Source organism: Kitasatospora sp. NBC_01246, assembly GCF_036226505.1.
Taxonomy (GTDB): Bacteria; Actinomycetota; Actinomycetes; order Streptomycetales; family Streptomycetaceae; genus Kitasatospora.
Genome location: NZ_CP108484.1, coordinates 7333568 through 7351510, shown reverse-complemented (window position 1 = coordinate 7351510; position 17943 = coordinate 7333568). Strand labels below are relative to the sequence as shown.

14 protein-coding genes are annotated in these 17943 nt (G+C 74.8%); 3 read left to right on the top strand and 11 right to left on the bottom strand.

Annotation, left to right across the window (positions count from 1 at the left end):
- Positions 1-60 precede the first annotated feature (60 nt).
- A complete protein-coding gene (locus tag OG618_RS31185) occupies positions 61-1263 on the top strand; it encodes an SLC13 family permease (RefSeq protein WP_329490916.1) in 1203 nt (400 codons plus the stop codon).
- A gap of 118 nt (positions 1264-1381) precedes the next feature.
- Here the strand turns inward: OG618_RS31185 and OG618_RS31180 are convergent, their stop codons facing one another.
- The 6 genes from OG618_RS31180 to OG618_RS31155 form a co-directional block, all read right to left on the bottom strand.
- Positions 1382-2275 (bottom strand): inositol monophosphatase family protein, encoded by an 894-nt coding sequence (locus tag OG618_RS31180; RefSeq protein ID WP_329490915.1) that lies wholly within the window; start codon positions 2273-2275, stop codon positions 1382-1384.
- Positions 2253-3104, bottom strand: coding sequence for a hypothetical protein (locus OG618_RS31175; protein WP_329490914.1), 852 nt, complete (start codon positions 3102-3104; stop codon positions 2253-2255). Before OG618_RS31175 ends, OG618_RS31180 begins: the two co-directional genes overlap by 23 nt.
- A gap of 19 nt (positions 3105-3123) precedes the next feature.
- Positions 3124-4086 (bottom strand): hypothetical protein, encoded by a 963-nt coding sequence (locus tag OG618_RS31170; protein WP_329490913.1) that lies wholly within the window; start codon positions 4084-4086, stop codon positions 3124-3126.
- 341 nt (positions 4087-4427) lie between these two features.
- Complete coding sequence (locus OG618_RS31165; RefSeq protein WP_329490912.1) at positions 4428-5903, bottom strand: MFS transporter; 1476 nt, start codon at positions 5901-5903, stop codon at positions 4428-4430.
- A complete protein-coding gene (locus OG618_RS31160; RefSeq protein WP_442906892.1) occupies positions 5900-6673 on the bottom strand; it encodes an ArsR/SmtB family transcription factor in 774 nt (257 codons plus the stop codon). The genes OG618_RS31165 and OG618_RS31160 overlap by 4 nt, the downstream gene beginning before the upstream one ends.
- A gap of 125 nt (positions 6674-6798) precedes the next feature.
- Positions 6799-7569, bottom strand: coding sequence for a hypothetical protein (locus OG618_RS31155; protein WP_329490911.1), 771 nt, complete (start codon positions 7567-7569; stop codon positions 6799-6801).
- A 319-nt stretch (positions 7570-7888) separates the two neighbouring features.
- Between OG618_RS31155 and polX the strand changes: the two genes are divergently transcribed.
- Together polX and OG618_RS31145 are read left to right on the top strand one after the other, a co-directional pair.
- Positions 7889-9616 carry a DNA polymerase/3'-5' exonuclease PolX gene (gene polX, locus OG618_RS31150; protein ID WP_329490910.1) on the top strand — a complete coding sequence of 576 codons (1728 nt, stop codon included), beginning with the start codon at positions 7889-7891 and terminating at the stop codon, positions 9614-9616.
- Between the two features lie 531 nt (positions 9617-10147).
- Complete coding sequence (locus OG618_RS31145) at positions 10148-10999, top strand: (2Fe-2S)-binding protein (protein ID WP_329490909.1); 852 nt, start codon at positions 10148-10150, stop codon at positions 10997-10999.
- Positions 11000-11126: 127 nt separating this feature from the next.
- Here OG618_RS31145 and OG618_RS31140 read toward each other — a convergent pair whose 3' ends face one another.
- From OG618_RS31140 to OG618_RS31120, 5 genes are all read right to left on the bottom strand, one after another.
- Complete coding sequence (locus tag OG618_RS31140; protein ID WP_329490908.1) at positions 11127-12179, bottom strand: hypothetical protein; 1053 nt, start codon at positions 12177-12179, stop codon at positions 11127-11129.
- A 123-nt stretch (positions 12180-12302) separates the two neighbouring features.
- Entirely contained in the window at positions 12303-13937 is a 1635-nt protein-coding gene (locus tag OG618_RS31135; RefSeq protein ID WP_329490907.1) for an alpha-amylase family glycosyl hydrolase, read from the bottom strand.
- A 134-nt stretch (positions 13938-14071) separates the two neighbouring features.
- On the bottom strand, positions 14072-14764 hold the full coding sequence (locus OG618_RS31130; RefSeq protein WP_329490906.1) for a bifunctional 4-hydroxy-2-oxoglutarate aldolase/2-dehydro-3-deoxy-phosphogluconate aldolase: 693 nt from the start codon (positions 14762-14764) through the stop codon (positions 14072-14074).
- Positions 14761-16383, bottom strand: a complete 1623-nt coding sequence (locus tag OG618_RS31125) for an N-acyl-D-amino-acid deacylase family protein (RefSeq protein ID WP_329490905.1) — start codon at positions 16381-16383, stop codon at positions 14761-14763. Before OG618_RS31125 ends, OG618_RS31130 begins: the two co-directional genes overlap by 4 nt.
- The gene (locus OG618_RS31120; protein WP_329490904.1) at positions 16383-17684 is read right to left on the bottom strand and encodes an alanine racemase; all 1302 of its coding nucleotides are present in this window, start codon (positions 17682-17684) and stop codon (positions 16383-16385) included. Before OG618_RS31120 ends, OG618_RS31125 begins: the two co-directional genes overlap by 1 nt.
- Positions 17685-17943: the final 259 nt, after the last annotated feature.

The following is a 17943-nucleotide window of genomic DNA, read 5'->3' as shown; positions in this document are numbered from 1 at the left end:
AGCGACCCCGGTTCGGACCCGCACTCGACCAACCACCGCTCGTATGCGACCCTGACCACCGTGCTTGCCTACTGGCCCAACGTCAAGCGGCTCCATCCTCTCGACTGGGTGGCTGCTGCGCTGCTCGCCTGCGGGCTGCTCCTCCTCGCCACCGGACTGCTACCGACGGAATCCGCCGGGGCCGCGATCTCCCGGATCGCACCCCTGCTCGCCTTCCTCGGGACCGTCATCGTGCTCGCCGAACTCACCAGCACCGCAGAGGTGTTCGACGTGCTGGCGGCCGGGGTGGCCCGGACCGCCCGGGGCAGCTACGCGGCGCTGTTCGTGCTCTGCGTGGCGCTGGCCGCCGTCACCACGATCACCCTCAACCTGGACACCACGGCCGTCCTGCTGACCCCGGTGATGCTGGCGCTCGCCTCGCGGGTGGGCATCGCGCCGCTCCCGCTGGCGATGACCACGGTCTGGCTGGCCAACACCGCGAGCCTGCTGCTCCCGGTGTCCAACCTGACCAACCTGCTGGCCGCCGAGCGGGTCGCGCTCTCCCCGACCGGCCTGGCCCGGGTGATGTGGGCGCCGCAACTGGCCGCCGGCCTGATGACCATGGCCTGCCTCTGGTGGTTCTACTGGCGGCGCGACCGGCGCGGCGCGAACGACTACGACCCGCCGCCGGCCCACCGGCCGGCCGACCGGGTGCTGTTCAGGATCTGCGCACTGACCTGCGCCGGGTTCCTGCTGACCAGCCTGCTGGCCGACCTCCCGCTCTGGGTCGCCTCGGGGGTGGCGGCGCTGGTAGTGGTCGTGGCGTTCGCCGTGCGGCGGCCCGAGGCGCTGCGGGCCTCGCTGATCCCGTGGCGGCTGCTGGTGATGGTGCCGGGGATGTTCCTGGTGGTGCAGACCTTCGACGCGCACGGGCTGCACCGGGTGCTCGCCGCGGCGATCGGGACGGACGGCGGGGTGCTCGGGATGTTCCGCGCCTCGGCGGTGGGCGCGGGGCTGTCGAACCTGCTCAACAACCTGCCCGTGTACCTGGCCGGCGAAGCCGCCGTACCGGCCGGCAACCACCAGCAGCTGCTCTCCCTGCTGATCGGCACCAACATCGGCCCGCTGATCACACCCTGGGCCTCGCTCGCCACCCTGCTCTGGTACGAGCGGTGCCGGTCGGCCGGGCTGCGGGTACCGCTGCGCAGCGTCGCGGCGACCAGCGCCGTCCTGGCCGTCAGCGCGGTGGCGCTGGCCACCGCGGCCCTGACCCTGACGTCGTGACGGCGTAGCGGCGTGACGGCGTAGCGGCGTGACGACGGTGGCCGGAGGTGGCCGGGGATGGCCGGTGGTGGCCCGGAGGTGCACGGGGCGGGGAGACTCGACTCCGCTGCCCGTTGCCTCAGCCGTGCCCGGCGGCCGAGGCGGCCCGGGCCACCAGGTCCAGCAGATAGGGCAGCGCCTCCGGTCGGCCCGCGACGAAGCTCCGCGCGGTGTCCGGCCGGCCGATCCGCCCGCTGAACCGGCCGCCGTCCAACCCGCGGACCACCACACCCGCCTCCGCCGCGAGCAGGTACCCGGCCGGCAGGTCGATCTCCTCCGGCAGATAGCCGACGAAGCCGTCGATGTCGCCCCGGGCCAGCATCGACCAGGCCAGCAGCGGCGCCCACAGCTGCAGCAGCCGCTGGGAGCCGGCCTCCAGCTCCGACTTCAGCGCCCGGAGCAGCCGGTCGTCGGTCGCGATGCCGTGCCCCTGGGTCCAGGCGAGCACCGGCCGGGCCGCGGCGACCGCACGCGCCGAACGGGCCGCACCCGCCGTACCGCAGAGCCGTCCCCGCGGGCCGAAGGCACCGGCACCGTGGACGGCCCACCACGTCCGGCCGATCACGGGGTCGTGCACGACCCCCACGACCGGCTCCTCGTCCACGCAGAGCGCGATGCCGACCACATAGGCCGGCAGCCCGATCACCACGTTGTTGCTGCCGTCGAGCGGATCCACCAGCCAGGTGCGGCCCGACGCCGCACCGCCGGTACCGCCCGCTGTCGCACCGCCCTCCTCGGCGACGATCCGGTCCCCCGGGAAGCACTCCGCGAGCCGGCTGGTCAGCAGGGCCTCGGCCTGGAGGTCGAGTTCGGTGACCACATCGCCGTCCTCGCCCTTCGTGCAGACCCCGAAGGCGTCCTGGAACCGGGCGCTCAGCAGCGCCCCCGCCTCCTCGGCGGCCCGCACCGCCACACGGCACTCGAACGCGAACGGGAACGCCGGGGCGCCGTCACGCTGCCTGATCGGGTCCACTGATCCTCCTCGCTGCCTCTCCGGCGATCCGAGCCGTCTGGTCGGCGTCGCAGAGCCGGCGCACCACCCGGCGGGCCGGACCGTCGACGGGCCCCAGCACGACGTCCACCGATCCGGGCACGGACCGCCCCAGCACCACCGTCGCCGCCGACGCGGCCCCGGTGAGGAGGGTGGTGTGGAACTCGCCGGCCGCCAGGGTGTACGTCTCTCCGCGCGCGCTGCGCTGCTCCACCACCGGCTCCCAGCGCACCAGTCGCGGGGTCGGCCGGATCTCGTCCGCACCCGCGCGGCTGTACACCTCGAAGGCGCGGTGCGTCGGCCGCCGCGGCTCGTCCAGCACCCGGACCCTCAGGTTGCCGACCCGCCCGTAGAGCACGCTGCTCTTCAACTCCCAGCTGTGGCAGTGGATCTCCGGCGGAGGCGCGGGCGGGTGCGCCGCCGGTTGCGGGGGCGGGTGCGCCGCCCGGCGCAGACCGGGCATGACCGGCCCGAAGACGTGCACGCAGACCCCGCACGCACCCTCCCGCAGGACCGGCAGGCAGTAGAAGCCGAGCGGGTGGGCCACCGCGCGCAGGGGTCTGCTGCCCGAGGCGATCTCCGCCAGGATCCCGCCGACCAGCCCGTCGAGCCCGCCCGGTTCTTCGGGCAGGCCTGGTTCGGACGGCGCGCCCGGGCCACCCCGGCTGTGCTGATCTGCCCGGCTGCCCCGGCCTGCCCAGCTGCCCCGGCCGGCCCGGCTGTCCTGGCCGGCCGGTCTGTCCGGCTCACCCGGTTCGGCCGCCGCCCCGGTCCGCCCGGCGGCCCGGTCGAGTCTCGTGAAGAGGTCCATCGTCTCCCGCCTCCGGCGGCTACCTGCGGTAGGGGTTCTCCGCGTGCAGCGCCCTGTCGATGATGTCGCCGACGTCGCGGTCCGAGAGCGCCGCCGGCAAGGGGATGCCGAGCTGCTCGAAGAGCCGCCGTGCCTCGTCGACGGTGGGGTCCTCGCTGAGCGGCTCGGTGTCCCGCAGGTCGAGCTTGAGCGCCTGCTCCCGGTAGTGGTGCAGCTCGGTGACGTAGTAGTCGTAGAGCGGACGCCCGCGCTCGACGTAGAGGCTGACCCGCCGCGGATCGTCCTGAGTGATGATCAGACAGGACGCGGAGAGGTCGAAGCGCAGCGTCGGGACGACGGACGACAGGTGGACGTCGATCTCCAGGGTGTCGAGCCGCTGCCGGTACCACGAGGCGGCGAGCACGGTGGCGTACGACTCCTTGCGGGTGCGCTCGACGCTCCAGCCGTCCTGCGCGACGGAGTCCCGCCGGCTGCTGAACGTCTCGCGGAACCGCGAATAGGCGGCACAGGCCCGCTCGTCCCCCGGGTGCACGATATCGATCTTGACGGTGAGCGAACGGCGCCTGCGCTGCGCCTCCCGCACGCACTCGGGCAGGGTCACGGCCCGCAGATAGGTACCGGTGCCGCCCTTGAAGACCCACCGGTCGGTGTCCTGCCGGGCTCCCTCCAGGGCCCGTTCGAGATCCATACCGGCCAGCTCGCGCACCGAGGTCAGACTGTCCAACGCCTGCCGCGCGCCGGCCGTGGCCTCCCGGATGTCGGCGATCCGGCGCTTGCGCTCGGCCAGCGACCCGTAGACCACCGCGGCGAGCACCAGGAGCGTGGCACCCGACACGACGTTGTCACCGAGCACTCCCCCGAACATGTCGAGCAACCCGACGGTCAGCGCGCCGCAGAAGGCGACGACACCGTCCGAGTTCCTGAGCGCCCAGGCGATCACGCCCTCCAGCCGCCGCCCGGACCCCGAGCCCCCGTTCGCCACCCCGCACCCCCGTCCTTCGCCCACCAACATGGTAGGTCAGCAGTCCAGTTGACGCCCAGACAGTTCACTGCCGGAACGGAGCACGAAGGGCGCGCTTCGAGCGTGGAGGGCGCACACCGCAGGCCGTCGCCCCGACCGACCGGCACCTGCCGTCACCGGCCGGAGGCACGAGCCGGTGGCACGAGCGGGCGTCACGAACCGGTAGCACGAGCCGGTGACGCGAACCGGTGACGCGAGCCCGTGGCACGAGCCGACGGCCCGAACCAAGGGCACGACCGCGCGGCACGACCGGCGGCGGCCGCCGGAACCGCTCGGCCGGCCTGCCGTCGGGCCCGCCCGACTCAGCCGTCGGCCTTGGCCCCGGCCACCGAGAGGAGGTGCCGGTCCGCCCCCACTCCCGACTCCGCGGTACCGGGCGGCGACGACACCGGCGGCGCCGACCGTTCGGCCTCGCGGGGGTCGGCCGCCGGCCCGCTACCCCGCAGGCGGTCCATCTCCCGCCACTCGGGCCGCAGGGCCGCCAGCGAGGTGGTGGCGAAGTACAGCCCACCGCCCACCAGCAGCACGGGTATCAGGCCGGACAGGGCGACGGCCGCGCCGGCGAGGAGGCCACCGAGGGGGATGCCGGCCCAGGCCAGCGAGTCGCCAAGGGCTCCGACGCGGCCCAGCAGGTGGCGCGGCACCCGCTCGAACGTCACCGCACCGAGGATCGGGTTGAGGAAGCCGGAACCGAAGCCGCCCACCGCGAAGACCGCCAGCACCACACCGATCGGCGCGTCCAGGGCGAGGACCAGGAACCTCGGTGCTCCGCAGAGCAGGAAGCCCGCGAAGAACACCACCCGGCGCGGAAGCCGATGGGCGACGGCCGCCGCTATCAGGCTCCCCGTCACCGCCGCGATCCCCCAGGCGCTGCCGGTCAGCCCGATGGCCGCGGGGCCACCCCCGGACTGCTGCGCCCAGAGCGGTACCAGGACGGTCATGAAGCCCGCGTCCAGCAGGTTGGTCACCGCGATCATGACGATCACGGTGAGCAGCAGCGGCTCGCCGCGCAGGAAGGTGAAGCCCTCCCGGAACATCTGCCAGTAGCCGGCCGGCTCGTCGGCCCGCGTCGGCTGCGCGGACTCGGCGGCCCGCGCGGACTGCGCGGACTCGACGGAATCGGTGGCCCGCGCGGACTTCGCGGTGGCCGGTGCGATGGCACCCCGGCCCATCCCCCGGGGCAGCACCACCAGCACGACCAGCGCACCCAGCCCGAAGGCGACGGCGTTCAGCGTCAGACCGGCCATCGGACCGAGCAGCGCCACCAGCCCGCCGCCCACCGCCGGGCCGATCGTCGAGGCCAGCCGCTCGGTGACCCCGGACAGCCCGGTGGCGCGCTCCAGCGGCACCCGGGCGTGGTCGGCCGCCTCGGGGACCATCACCTCCTTGGCCAAGTCCCCCGGGCCGCGCACCGCGCCGACCGTCGCGACCAGGACCAGCAGCAGCCAGAACGGCAGCAGGCCGAGCCCGTGCAGCAGCGGCACCAGGGCCGCCGCGACGGCACTCACCGTGTCCGTCGTCCAGGAGACGACGCGCGGGCCCAGCCGGTCGATCACCGGGCCCGTGAACGCCTTGACCAGCACGTACGGCGTCATCTCGACGAAGGCCACCACGCCGGTCATGGTGGCGCTGCCGGTGGTGGCGAGGACGAACCAGGGCAGGGCGATGGCCGAGACCCGGGTACCGGTGAGCGAGACGGCCATCGCCGACAGCACGCCGACCAGGGGCCGGAGGCTGCGCGGGGCGGCGACCGCCTCGACGGCGGTGGACCCGGTCATGACCGCCCCCCGGAGTCCTCGACCGAACCCCCGGGCCCGCCCGCCGCAGGCGCCGTCTCCCCGCCGCCGCGCCCGGCCCCGTCCTGCTCGGCCCCGCCCTGATCGACGCCGTCCTGTCCGGCGTCGTCCTGGTCGGCGCCCCCGCCGTCCTGTCCGGCGTCGTCCTGATCGGCGCCCCCTCGGGGCTCGGGCAGCACCTGGAGGACCACCCCGATCCGCTCGGCGCCGGCCGGGGCGTCCGCCGCGTCGAACTGCCGGTAGCGGCCGACGACGGCGGCCAGCTCCTCCGTCATGGCGCGGGCCTCCTCGGGAGTGAGCAGGACCGCCATGTCGCTGAGGTTGAGGATGTGGCGCCAGGCCCGCGGCATGGTCTCGTACCCGTTCAGCGCGCGCTGGGCGAGCAGCGTGTGCGCGGCGACGATGGACCGCAGGTAGCCGAGGGCCGCCTCAGGCTCCTCGTCCGCCAGCTCCATGTCCGACCACACGGTGAGCTGGTGGACCGCCCGCCACCACCGCTCGCGGGCGTTGCCGCGCTCGGAGTCCTCCTCGACGAACCCCGCGGCCGCCAGCTGCCGCAGGTGGTAGCTCGTCGCGCCCGACGTCAACCCCATCTGCTCGGCCAGCCGGGTCGCGGTGGACGGCCCGCCACGGCGCAGCAGCCCGATCAGCTGCACGCGGACAGGATGGGCCAGCGCCCGCAGGCCCTTGGCATCGAGCACCACGTCCCGCTGCGGGTCGGGACTGTGCGGCCACCGCTTCTCTTCGGTCATGGCAGCAGCCTAGAACCGCAAAGACTTCTTCGCAAAGGGTTTTTGCGAAGAAGTCTTTGCGGTTCTCCCGGCTGGCCTTCCGGCGCCCCCGCCCGACCGTCACGGCCCGTCCGCAGAGCCCCGTCTCACTCCCGGGCGACCGACAGGGCCAGCACCACGGTGAGGCCGCCACCCGGAGTCTGCTCCACCGCCAGCCGCCCGCCCGCCGCACGGACCAGGCCGTCCACCGCCGGGCCGGCCGCACCGGCGGAGCGCAGGCCGGCGAGCAGCCACTGCCGGGCCTCCGGCAGCTCGCTCTGCCCGCGGTCCACCACCCTGAGCTCCACCCGGGCCCGGCCCGCGCCGGCACCCGCCGCACCCCCGGCCCCCGCCCGCGGGACGTCCCGCCCACCGAAGTCCCGCACACCGGGGTCCACCGCACCGGCGTCCACCACATCGGCGCGCACCAGCACCCTGGCCCCCCACGGGCTGCGCCTGATCGCGTGATCGACCAACCCCGCCAGCGCCGACTCCAGCCGCCGGGCGTCCGCGACCACCACCGGCAGGCCGGCCGGTATTCGGACCGCCACCTGCCCCGCGCGGCCACCCCCGCGCAGGACCCGCTGGACCACGTCGGCCACCTGGACGTGCGGCGCCCGCGGACCGCACCCCTCCGCCCGGTCCGTCCACCGCAGCCGCTCCAGCTCCGGGCTGCTGAGTTCGCGGGGCCCGGCCATCACCCCGGCCGGCGGCCGCCCGAAGCCGTCCGGTCCGAACCCCGCCTTCTCCCCGGTACCGTCCTCGCCCGCGCCCGGACCACCGCCCCGGCCGCCCCCGGCGGCGGCGCCGAACGCACCGAACCCGCCGAGCGCCCGGGCGCCCGACGCGACATAGCCCCAGAGCTTCCCGCGTGCCATCGCCCTGCCCCTCGTACCTCACCGATCGTCGCCGCCGGCCGCACGGCGGACCGGAGTCGGCCGCGCTCCGGGTCCTCCGCCAAGCCTGCGCCCGGGCCGCACGGGTGACAATCCGGCTCCCGGGCACGAACCGGGCACAGTACCCCGCCGACCGACCGGGAACGAACCCGTCGACCGACGGGGGCCCGGTCGCCACCGCCCGCACGGCGCCGCCCGAGCGCACCGGCCCGGCCCGCACGCCCCGACGCGCGCCCGCACGCCCCGAGGCCACCGAGCCGCACCCCCTGCCCGATCGGGCCGCCGAACCTAGACTGACCCCATGACCCGGCTCAACGACCAGGTCCAGGAGCTGCTCCAGGAGTACGCCGACCTGATCTCGATCACCGGCGGGGACGCCTTCCGGGCCCGCGCCTACGAGAAGGCCGCCCGTGCGGTGGGCGGCCACCCGGAGGACATCGCCGGGCTGGACGCCAAGGGCCTCCAGAAGATCCCCGGCGTCGGGAAGTCCACCGCCGACAAGATCGCCCAGTACCTCGCCACCGGCCGGATGGACGCGCTGGAGACGCTGCGCGCGGCCATCCCGGCCGGGGTCCGCGCCATGACGGCCGTTCCCGGTGTCGGGCCCAAACGCGCGCTCGCCCTCTACCGCGACCTCGACATCGCCTCCGTCGACCAGCTCGCCGAGGCCATCCGCGCGGACCGGCTGAGCGCCGTGGCCGGGTTCGGCGAGCGCAGCGGCGAGCAGATCCTGCGCGGCATCGAGCTGATGCGGCAGGCCGGCGGGCGGACGCTGCTCGACGCGGCCACCGAACAGGCCGAGCAGATCGTCGCCGCGATCGCGGCCGTCCCGGGCTGCACCCGCTGCGCGTACGCGGGTTCGCTGCGCAGGATGCGCGAGACGGTCGGCGACATCGACGTGCTCGCCACCGCCGAGGACTCCACGCCGCTGATGGCCGCGCTCGCCGGACTCCCCTCGGTGGCCGAGGTGATCGCCCGCGGGCCGACCAAGACCTCGGTCCGCACCGCCAAGGGGCTCCAGGTCGACCTGCGGGTGGTGCCGGAGGAGGACTGGGGAGCGGCGCTGGTGTACTTCACCGGCTCCAAGGCGCACAACATCAGGCTCCGCACGATGGCCGTCCGGGCCGGACTCAAGCTCTCCGAGTACGGCCTGTTCGACGCGGAGAGCGGCGACAAGGTGGTCTCGGCGACCGAGGAGGAGGTCTACGCGGCGCTCGGGCTGCCCTGGATCGCGCCGCCGATGCGCGAGGACCGCGGCGAGATCGAGGCAGCCCTGGAGGGCGAACTCCCGGTGCTGGTCACCGAGGCGGACCTGCGCGGCGACCTGCACACCCACACCGATCTCACCGACGGGCTGGCGAGCCTGGAGGAGATGATCGACACGGCGGCCGCCCGCGGTTACGCGTACTACGCCGTCACCGACCACGCGCCGGACCTGGTGATGCAGCGGATGACGGACGAGAAGATGCTCGCCCAGCGCGAGCGACTGCGCGAACTGGCGGGCCGGCACCGGCGGATGCGGCTGCTGCACGGCACCGAGCTGAACATCGGCCCGGACGGCGGCGTGGACTGGCCCGCCGAGTTCCTGGCCGGTTTCGACGTCTGCGTCGCCTCCGTCCACTCGCACTTCGGGGCCGACCGCGCCGCCCAGACCCGCCGGCTGATCCGCGCCTGCGAGAACCCGCACGTGCACGTCATCGGCCACCTCACCACCCGGCGGATCGGCCGGCGCGGGCCGATCGACGTCGACCTCGACGCCGTGTTCCGGGCCGCCGCCCGGACCGGCACCGCGATCGAGATCAACAGCTCACCGAACCGCCTCGACCTGCGCGACGAGGACGTGCTGCGGGCGAAGCGCCACGGGGTCCGCTTCTCGATCGACAGCGACGCCCACTCCACCCCGCAGCTGGCGTACCCGAGGTACGGCGTCGGCACCGCGCAGCGGGCCTGGCTGACCGCCGAGGACGTGATCAACACCTGGCCGTGGCAACGCCTGAAGCGGTTCCTGCGCAAGGACGCGCTGCGGTAGCGCACGTCAGCCGCCCCCAGGTGCCCGCCGGGTCGCCGCGGGTGCGCCCGACCCGCTCCGGAGCCGGGTAAATTGCCCCGATTCATGGGGAAAAGCCCTGGCGCCCGGGGCGTGGGAGGCGCATCATGGAGGTGGACCTGCGAGGAGCTGTGGGAGTTCGACCGCAGGAGGCAGTGGCGACAGATCGAGACGGATCAGGGTCTGCCGCTGGTACCTCGGTCGACGATCGAACTATGAGGCCGGAGGACGCGACGTCCGGAGGCCATCCCCCTCCTCGCAGGTTCCGCACGCCCGGCGACCGCAGGTTCGGTACGCCCGGCGGCGGGGGCCAGGGCTCCGGGGCCAGGACTCGGGCGCCCGTGGCGCGGTAGCGTTCATCACCGCCGACACCGGCCACTCGACTATCCCGGGGCCGACGCCCCCACGGCCCGCCCCGGAGGACCGCCCGATGACCGACGACCGCCCGCCCGCAGGCAGCCCGGGGCTCCGCCGGCCGACCCCGTGCCCGCCGGTCGCCCGCTCGGTCGGCCGATGACCACCAGCACGCCCGACTACCGCCGACTCTCCGCCGTCGGACCGTACTTCGCCCTGGACTCCGGCGCCTCGCCCGCCGAGGCCGCCCCTCCGGGATTCCGCCCGCTGCGCGAGCTGTACGCGCACGGGCCCCGCTCGCCGCTGGCCGAGCGGGTCCGGATGGTGGCCCACCGGCTCGGCACCGCCGAACCCCGGGTGGCGGCCTCGGTCCTGCACCTCGGGCTCGCCGCCCGGTTCTGCTCGGTGGGCCTCGGCGCCGCCGTCCTGCTGGGCACCGTCCCCGCGCTGGACCCCGACTGCGCCTACGTGCGCATCCCGGAGCAGGGCCCGATCGACCTCTGGACACCGCACGAGGCGACACCGCACGAAGCGACACCCCACGACGGAACGCCCCACGGCGGGACACCGGACCACCGAGCGCCGCACCACGACGCACCCCACCCCCCACAGCCACCCGCCCCGGCTCCGACCGGCCCCCGCGCGAGCGACGAGCAGCTGGCCGACCGGCTCCACCACGTGCTCGTCCAGGGCCAGTTGACGCTGCTCGCGGCCGCCGTCCGGGCCGCCGTGCCGCTCTCCGGCAGACTGCTCGACGGCAATGCCGCCTCCGCCCTGGCGGGGGCCCTGCGCATGCTCGACGCCCACGCGGCCCCCGGCCGGGCCCGCGCCCTCGTCGCGGCGATCCTCCGCCGGCCACCGCTGGCCGACACCGGCGAGCTGCGCGGCACCGGCTTCCGGCGCACCAGTTGCTGCCTCTACTACCGGGTCTGCCCGGGCACCGGCGTCTGCGGCGACTGCTGCTTCACCAGCCCGCCCGGACCACGCCGCCCCGAAGCACGCCGCCCCTGACCACGCCACCCCGCCCGAGGCGCAGCACTGCGGCCCGCGTTCGGCCTGTCCGGGGCCGGGCGCGGGCCGCCGATCCCCACCCGGCGCCGATGCCCGTGGCGGCGGGTGAAGCCTTCCGGCGTCACGGTCAGACCGCGACCGCCTCCGCCATCTCCTCCTCGGCCTCCGCCTCCGCCTCGACCGCCGACCGGCCGCGCTTCTCGTACGCCGCCGCGCCGACCATCACCGCACCGCCCAGCGCCAGCCAGAGCGCCAGGGTCAGCACGTGCCCGCCGAGCCCGGCGCCGCCGTCGAAGTACAGGACGCTGCGGGCGCCCTCCAGGAATCCGGCGCCGGTCCAGAAGGCGTGCAGGGCACCGAAGAAGCCGTTCTGCAGCTCGGGCCGGTAGATGCCGCCCGAGGTGGTGAAGTTCAGCATCACGAACAGCACCGTCATCGTCAGCGTGGTCCACCGCTTCAGGAAGCTGTGCAGGCCGATGCCGATCGCGAGGACACCCGCCGAGTACAGCCAGCCGAGCGCCCAGACGGCTGCCAGGTCGTGGTCCACGACGTGGAAGACCGGCCCGGCGGTGCCGATGCCGATCACGCTCACCGCCAGCGAGACGGCGAGGCCGACCAGGGCCCGGGTCCGCATGCCGAGGGCGGCGCCGGCCGCGCCGATCACCGCGACGCTCGCGTAGGAGCCGATGCTGAGCGCGACCAGCAGGAAGAACAGGCCCTGGCCGGTCGGGTCGCCCTTGCCGGGCGTGGTGAGGTCGGTGACGGCCAGCGGCACGCCCTGCTGGTCGGTGACGTTCCGGAACACCGCCTCCGCCGCCATCGCGGAGGTGTCGGACCCGCCCTTGGCGACGATCAGTTCGGGGCTCCGGGCGTCCGGGAGGAACGCGCCGACCAGGTCGCGGTCGCGCAGCTGCTGCTCGGCGGCGTCCTTGGTCGCCAGGGTGCTGACGTCGAGCGCCGGGCCGGCCTTGGCCCGGACGGCGTCCGCCAGGCCCTGCGCCTGCGGGGAGGTGCCGACGACGGCGACCTTCAGGTGGTGCGGCTCGGGCTGGTGGAACGCCCCCTGGTAGGCGAGCGCCATGCCCAGGCACATCAGCAGCGGGGTGAGCAGGTGGACGGCGAGGTGCTTGAGCGCGTGCCCCGGGGTGGGCGCCGCGGCGGTGGTCTGGGGTGCACTCATGGCGTTCGTCTCATCCTCCGTTGCCGGGCATAGAAGATGGTAAATGCAACCATCTGGATGCAGTGTACAACCATTTCGAGGACGAGCGAAAGCCCGGGCCCACCCCCGCGCGGCCCGCCCGGCTCAGACCAGCTCGAACACCCCGTACGAGAACCCGTCCGCCCGGAGCTCTCCGTCGACCACCCGCGCCCCCTGCACGTCCAGCGGCCGCACCGCGACCGGACCAGCCGCGCCACCCGACCGGACCGCACCGCCCCGACCGCCCGGCAGCGCCGACCCGAGCGGCACCACGCCCGGCTCCCGCCGCGGATTGACCACCACCAGGTACCGCCCCGCCCGGGTGTACACCAGCGGGTAGCCGACGCTGCGGACCTCGACCGCACCGCCCGCCCCCAGGCCCGGATGGGCCCGCCGAAGCGCGATCAGGCGCCGGACGGTGTGCAGCAGCGAGGTCGGGTCGGCCCGCTGCGTGGCCACGTCCGGGCGGTGCGGGTCGGGGTCGACCGGCAGGTAGAGCCGCTCGGCGGGAGCGGTGGAGAAGCCGGCGTTCGCCCCGGGCTCCCACTGCATCGGCGTGCGCGAGCCGGCCCGGTTGTACCGCGGACCGAGCGTGCTGCCCTCCACGTCGGGCAGGCCGGGAAGATAGCGCATGCCGATCTCGTCGCCGTAGTAGACCGCCGGCAGGGTGGGCCAGGTGAGCTGGAAGGCGAAGGCGGGGGCGAGCTGTTCGGCGGTCCGCGGGCCGGTGGCGAGCCGGGAGAAGTCGTGGTTCGCGGTGGGCAGCGCGATGTACCCGGCGCCCTCGGTGAGTTGGGCGGCGCTGCGCCAGGCGTCGAGGAAGACCCGCGGGGTGCCGCGGCCCTCGGCCTCGAAGTAGCAGGGGCCCTGCTTCCAGTACTCCTCGACCGTGCCGGTGCCGTTGTTCCACAGCGAGCGGAGCGGCAGGCCGTGGTCGGCGCCGCCGAACTGGAGGAAGAAGTCGGCGTGGAAACCGGCCGCGACGGCGGCGGCCGGGTCGCCCCACTCGGCGAGCAGCGCGGCCTGCGGGTGGGCGTGGTCGAGCCAGTCGCGCAGCTCGGCCCAGAGCTTCGAGGTCTCGACGAACCCGGGGTCGTCCTTGACCAGCGAGGAGGCCATGTCGACGCGGAACCCGGCCAGGCCGAGGTCCAGCCAGTGCGCCATGATCCCGCGCAGCGCGGCGCGGTTCGCGCGCGGACCGTCGGCGTCCACCGGCTGCCGCCAGGGCTGGTCGGAACGGCTCTGCGCGTAGCCGAAGTTGAGCGCCGGCTGGCAGTCGAAGAAGTTCGGCCGGTACCAGCCGGGGCGGCTGCCGGGCGAGGCGACGAAGCCGTCGACCGGCCGGTCCGACCAGATGTAGCGGTCGTCGTCCCGGTCCTCGGCGGCGGCCAGGAACCAGGGGTGCCGGTCGGAGGTGTGACCGGCGACCAGGTCGAGCAGGATCCGGATGCCCCGGCCGCGCGCCGCCTCGACCAACGCGGCCAGGTCCTCGGTGGAGCCGTACCGGGACGCGGGCGTGAGGTAGTCGCTCACGTCGTACCCGGCGTCCCGGAACGGCGAGGCGAAACACGGGTTCAGCCAGACCGTGTCGACCCCGAGCCAGGCCAGGTGGTCCAGTCGGGCGGCGATGCCCGCGAAGTCCCCGATGCCGTCGCCGTCGGAGTCGGCGAAGGTCTGCGGGTAGATCTGGTACAGGACGGCGTCGGCCAGCCAGTCGGGGCCGGGGCGGGTCGAGGTCATGGGGTGGATCCTCCTACCGGGTGCCGGGGTCCGGAACCACCGATTCTCGTCCAATCCCGGCCGTCCCGACAGCCCCCCTCCGCCGTCGCTCCCCCGGGGCCCGGGCCCTCCCCGGCGAACCGGCCCCGCCGCGCCTACCGGCCGCCCACGGCGCAGGCCCGGGTGAACACCCGCGCCCGCCGGGCGATCTCGGCCCAGTCCCCGGCCGCGACGGCCTCCGGCGCCACCACGTCCGTCCCCGCGCAGACCGCGAGCGCGCCCTGTGCCAGAAACTCCGCCGCGTTGCCCGCGTTGACGCCGCCGGAGGCGACCAGCGGGACGTCCGGGTAGGGGCCGCGGAGGTCCTTGAAGTAGCCGGGCCCGAAGGTCCGGGCCGGGAAGATCTTGACCGCCGCGGCGCCGAGGTCGACGGCCTGCGCGACCTCGGTGGGGGTGAGCGCGCCCAGCACGACCGGTACCCCGGCGGCGTGCCCGACCCGGGCCACCTCGGGCCGGCAGCCGGGCGTGACCAGGAAGGACGCGCCGGCGGCGATGCCGCGCTCGGCCTGCTCGGCGGTCAGCACCGTACCGACCCCGACCCGGTGGCCGGCCTGCGCCGCCCTGAGCAGATGGTCCGTCACACCGGGTGTGGTGTAGGTGAATTCGGTCCAGGTGATGCCGCCCTCGGCGAGCGCGGCGCAGAGCGCGGCGGCGTCGGGTATCCGGGGGGCACGGACGACGGCGATCACCGGATCGGCGGCCAGCGCGGCACGCGCGTCCGCGAGGACGGAAGCGGCCGCGGCGGCCGTCACGGAAACGGCATCGGAGACGAAGGGCGAAGGGCTCATGCGGCTCGGGTTCCTCGATCGGTTCGGCGCAGGGCGCTCCCGGGCCGGGCGCCCGTGGTGCGGCCCTGCTGGACGACGGCGGTGCCGTTGACGTAGACGTGCTCGATACCGGCGGCGGGCCGCCGGGGCTGTTCGAAGGTGGCGGTGTCCTGGACGCGTTCGGGGTCGAAGAGCACCAGGTCGGCGTGGAATCCGGGGGCGATCCGGCCGCGCCGGTCCAGCCGCAGCCGAGCGGCGGGCCGGCCGGTCATCCGGGCAACCGCCTGCTCCAGGGTCAGAACGCCCAACTCCCTGCTGTAGTGCGCGAGATAGCGGGGGAAGGTGCCCCAGGCCCGCGGGTGCGGCCGGGCCCCGACCAACAGGCCGTCGCTGCCGGCGGTGTGCGCGCGATGCCGCATGATCGCCCGGACGTTCTCCTCGTGGCCGACGTGCTGGAGGATGGTGGTGGCCAGCTCGTCCCGGCGCAGCAGGTCGAGGAAGACCTCCGTCCCGCTGCGGCCCTGCTCGGCGGCCAGCTCGGCGACGGTCCGGCCGACGGCCCCCGCCAGCTCCTGGTTCCGGACGCCGGAGAGCTGGATGGTCGCCCAGTCGGTGACCACCCCGTGGCAGCCGTCGCTGCCCTTCACCTCCACCTCGTACCGGATCCGCTCGCACGCGTCCGCCTCACCGAGCCGGGCCAGGGTGGCCTGCGGGCCGCCCTCGGTGGCCCAGCCGGGCAGCAGGGCGGCCAGTGTGGTGGAGCCGGGCAGGTAGGGGTAGCTGTCCAGGGTGAGGTCGATGCCGTCGGCGAGCGCCCGGTCGACGAGGTCGAGCAGTTCGCCCGCCCGCCCCTGGTTGACGCCGAAGTTCATCGTGGCGTGGGTCAGGTGCAGCGGGCAGCCGGACCGGCGGGCGATCTCCACCATCTCGGCGTAGCCCTCCAACGCCCCTGCGCCGTAGGACCGTTGGTGCGGTGCGTGGAATCCGCCGTACTCGGCGACGACCCGGCAGAGGGCGACCAGTTCGGCGGTGTCGGCGTACATCCCGGGCGTGTAGGTCAGGCCGCTGGAGAGGCCGACGGCGCCTTCGGCCAGGCCCTGGGCCAGCAGTTCGCGCATCCGGTCGAGCTCCCGGGCGCTCGGAGCCCGGTTCTCCCACCCCATGGCCAGCATCCGCAGCGAGCCGTGCGGGACGAGGTAGCAGGCGTTGACGGCCGGCCCGGTCCGGTCCAGCCGGTCCAGGTACTCGCCGACGGTGCGCCAGTCCCAGTCGAAGCCCTCCGGATCGCCGTTCCACCCGGCGATCTGGCGGCGCAGCGCGGACAGCGTGCCGTCGTCGACCGGGGCGTAGGAGAGGCCGTCCTGGCCGAGGACTTCACAGGTGACGCCCTGGGTGACCTTGGCCGGGTGGTCGGGTTCGAGCAGCAGGGCCAGGTCGGAGTGGGCGTGCATGTCGATGAAGCCGGGGGCCAGTACCAAGCCGTCGGCGTCCACTTCGCGGGCGCCGCCGAGCCCGTGCCCGAGTTCGGCGATCCGCCCCCGCCCGATCCGGACGTCGGCCCGGTACCGGTCGGCGCCGGTGCCGTCGACGACGGTGGCCCCCTTGAAGACGAGGTCGTCGACCGGAGACTGAGCCTCCATCAGAAGTACGTCCTGATCAGTCCGGTGACCTTCGGATCGGCCGCGGAGGCGTCGTCCAGCACCGGGATCATCGTCCACTTGTCGAACGCGGTGCACGGGTGGGACACCCCGAGCCGCAGTACCGCGCCGACCGGCGCGAGGTCGCCGGCGTCCCGCAGGAAGGCGTGCTGGTCGTTGAGCGCGGTGACCCGGGCCGCCGTGCCGGTCAGCACCGGTCCGCCCCGGACGAGTTGGGGCTCCGGCAGGCCCTCGTCGAAGGGCAGGTCGCGCTTGCCCGCGTCGAGCAGGGCCAGCTGCGGCTCCGGCCGGGAGACCACCCGGGCCCAGCCGTGCAGGGCGCCCCGGAAGGGCGTCGGACCGGCCCCCCGGGCCAGCGGGGAGATCCCCCGGTAGAAGCCGTCGTCGTGGGCGACGTAGGCGCCCGAGCGCAGGACCACCGAGGCCTCCGGCAATGCGGCCAGCTCCTCGACCACCAGGTCGAAGTAGGCGCTGCCACCGGCCGTGACGATCGGCGGGGCACCGTCGGCGTAGCCGCCGGCCAGCCGTCCGTGCAGGTCGGCGAGGGCGCGCAGGTAGCCGCGGACGGTGGCCAGGCCGTCGGCGCCGGCGTCGTGGGCCAGTGCGCCCTCGTAGCCGCCGATCCCCGCCAGTCGCAGCGTCGGCGCGCGCAGCACCGCGGCGGCGACCTCGACGGCCGCGTCGACCCCGCGGGCGCCGGTCCGCCCGCCGGGGCCGCCGAGCTCGACCAGGACCTCGACCGGTCGTTCGGCGTCGACCGCGCGCAGCGCCTCGTCCATCAGCCGGACGCTCTCGGTGGAGTCCACCCAGGAGACGAAGGCGAACGACGGGTCGGCGGCCAGCTCACCGGCGAGCCAGCCGAGCCCGGCCGGGTCGAGCAGGGTGTTGGCGAGCAGGATCCGCCGGACGCCGAACGCCCGCGCCACCCGGACCTGCGGCAGGTTGGCCAGGGTGATGCCGTGGCTGCCGGCGTCCAGTTGGGCCTGCCAGAGCGCCGGCGCCATCGTGGTCTTGCCGTGCGGGGCGAGGGCGACGCCCGCCTTGGCGCACCAGTCGGCCATCGTCCGCACATTGTGGTCGAGCGCGGCGGCGTCCAGGGTGAGCAGCGGGGTGCCGAAACCGGCGAGCGTGGGCCCGGTGGCGAGGTAGTCCCGCACGGTCGACCCCCACGCGGCGGGCGGCAGCGCCTTGAAGCGCCAGTCGAGCACCTCGTCGGCGAGGGCCGCGACCGCGCCGGTGTCGATGCCCGGTCCGGTGCCGCTGCTTACGAAGGTCTGGTCCACCGAGTTCTCCTTACGTGTTGCAACATGTGCAACGAGGGTTGCACATGCTGGCATCACGGTTCTAGCATCGGCGCCGGACGAAGGTCAACGGAAACGGTCAGCCGCAGCACACGAGGAGCCCACCAGATGCCCCGACAGGACGCCGCCGTGAGCTCGGGCACCCCTCCGCTCGACAGCCCGACGGCGGCCGGCCGGGCGGAGCCGGGCCCGACGGCGGCACCGGGCGGACCTTCGGCGCACGACGGCCCGGTGGCCCACG

What these genes read in the sequence shown, in the direction of transcription:
- OG618_RS31145 (WP_329490909.1), top strand. Translation starts at nt 10,148, where the DNA reads ATGACCACCAGCACGCCCGACTACCGCCGACTCTCCGCCGTCGGACCG.
- OG618_RS31155 (WP_329490911.1), bottom strand. Translation starts at nt 7,569, where the DNA reads ATGGCACGCGGGAAGCTCTGGGGCTATGTCGCGTCGGGCGCCCGGGCG.
- OG618_RS31140 (WP_329490908.1), bottom strand. Translation starts at nt 12,179, where the DNA reads ATGAGTGCACCCCAGACCACCGCCGCGGCGCCCACCCCGGGGCACGCG.
- OG618_RS31165 (WP_329490912.1), bottom strand. Translation starts at nt 5,903, where the DNA reads ATGACCGGGTCCACCGCCGTCGAGGCGGTCGCCGCCCCGCGCAGCCTC.
- OG618_RS31125 (WP_329490905.1), bottom strand. Translation starts at nt 16,383, where the DNA reads ATGGAGGCTCAGTCTCCGGTCGACGACCTCGTCTTCAAGGGGGCCACC.
- OG618_RS31160 (WP_442906892.1), bottom strand. Translation starts at nt 6,673, where the DNA reads ATGACCGAAGAGAAGCGGTGGCCGCACAGTCCCGACCCGCAGCGGGAC.
- polX (WP_329490910.1), top strand. Translation starts at nt 7,889, where the DNA reads ATGACCCGGCTCAACGACCAGGTCCAGGAGCTGCTCCAGGAGTACGCC.
- OG618_RS31175 (WP_329490914.1), bottom strand. Translation starts at nt 3,104, where the DNA reads ATGGACCTCTTCACGAGACTCGACCGGGCCGCCGGGCGGACCGGGGCG.
- OG618_RS31135 (WP_329490907.1), bottom strand. Translation starts at nt 13,937, where the DNA reads ATGACCTCGACCCGCCCCGGCCCCGACTGGCTGGCCGACGCCGTCCTG.
- OG618_RS31130 (WP_329490906.1), bottom strand. Translation starts at nt 14,764, where the DNA reads ATGAGCCCTTCGCCCTTCGTCTCCGATGCCGTTTCCGTGACGGCCGCC.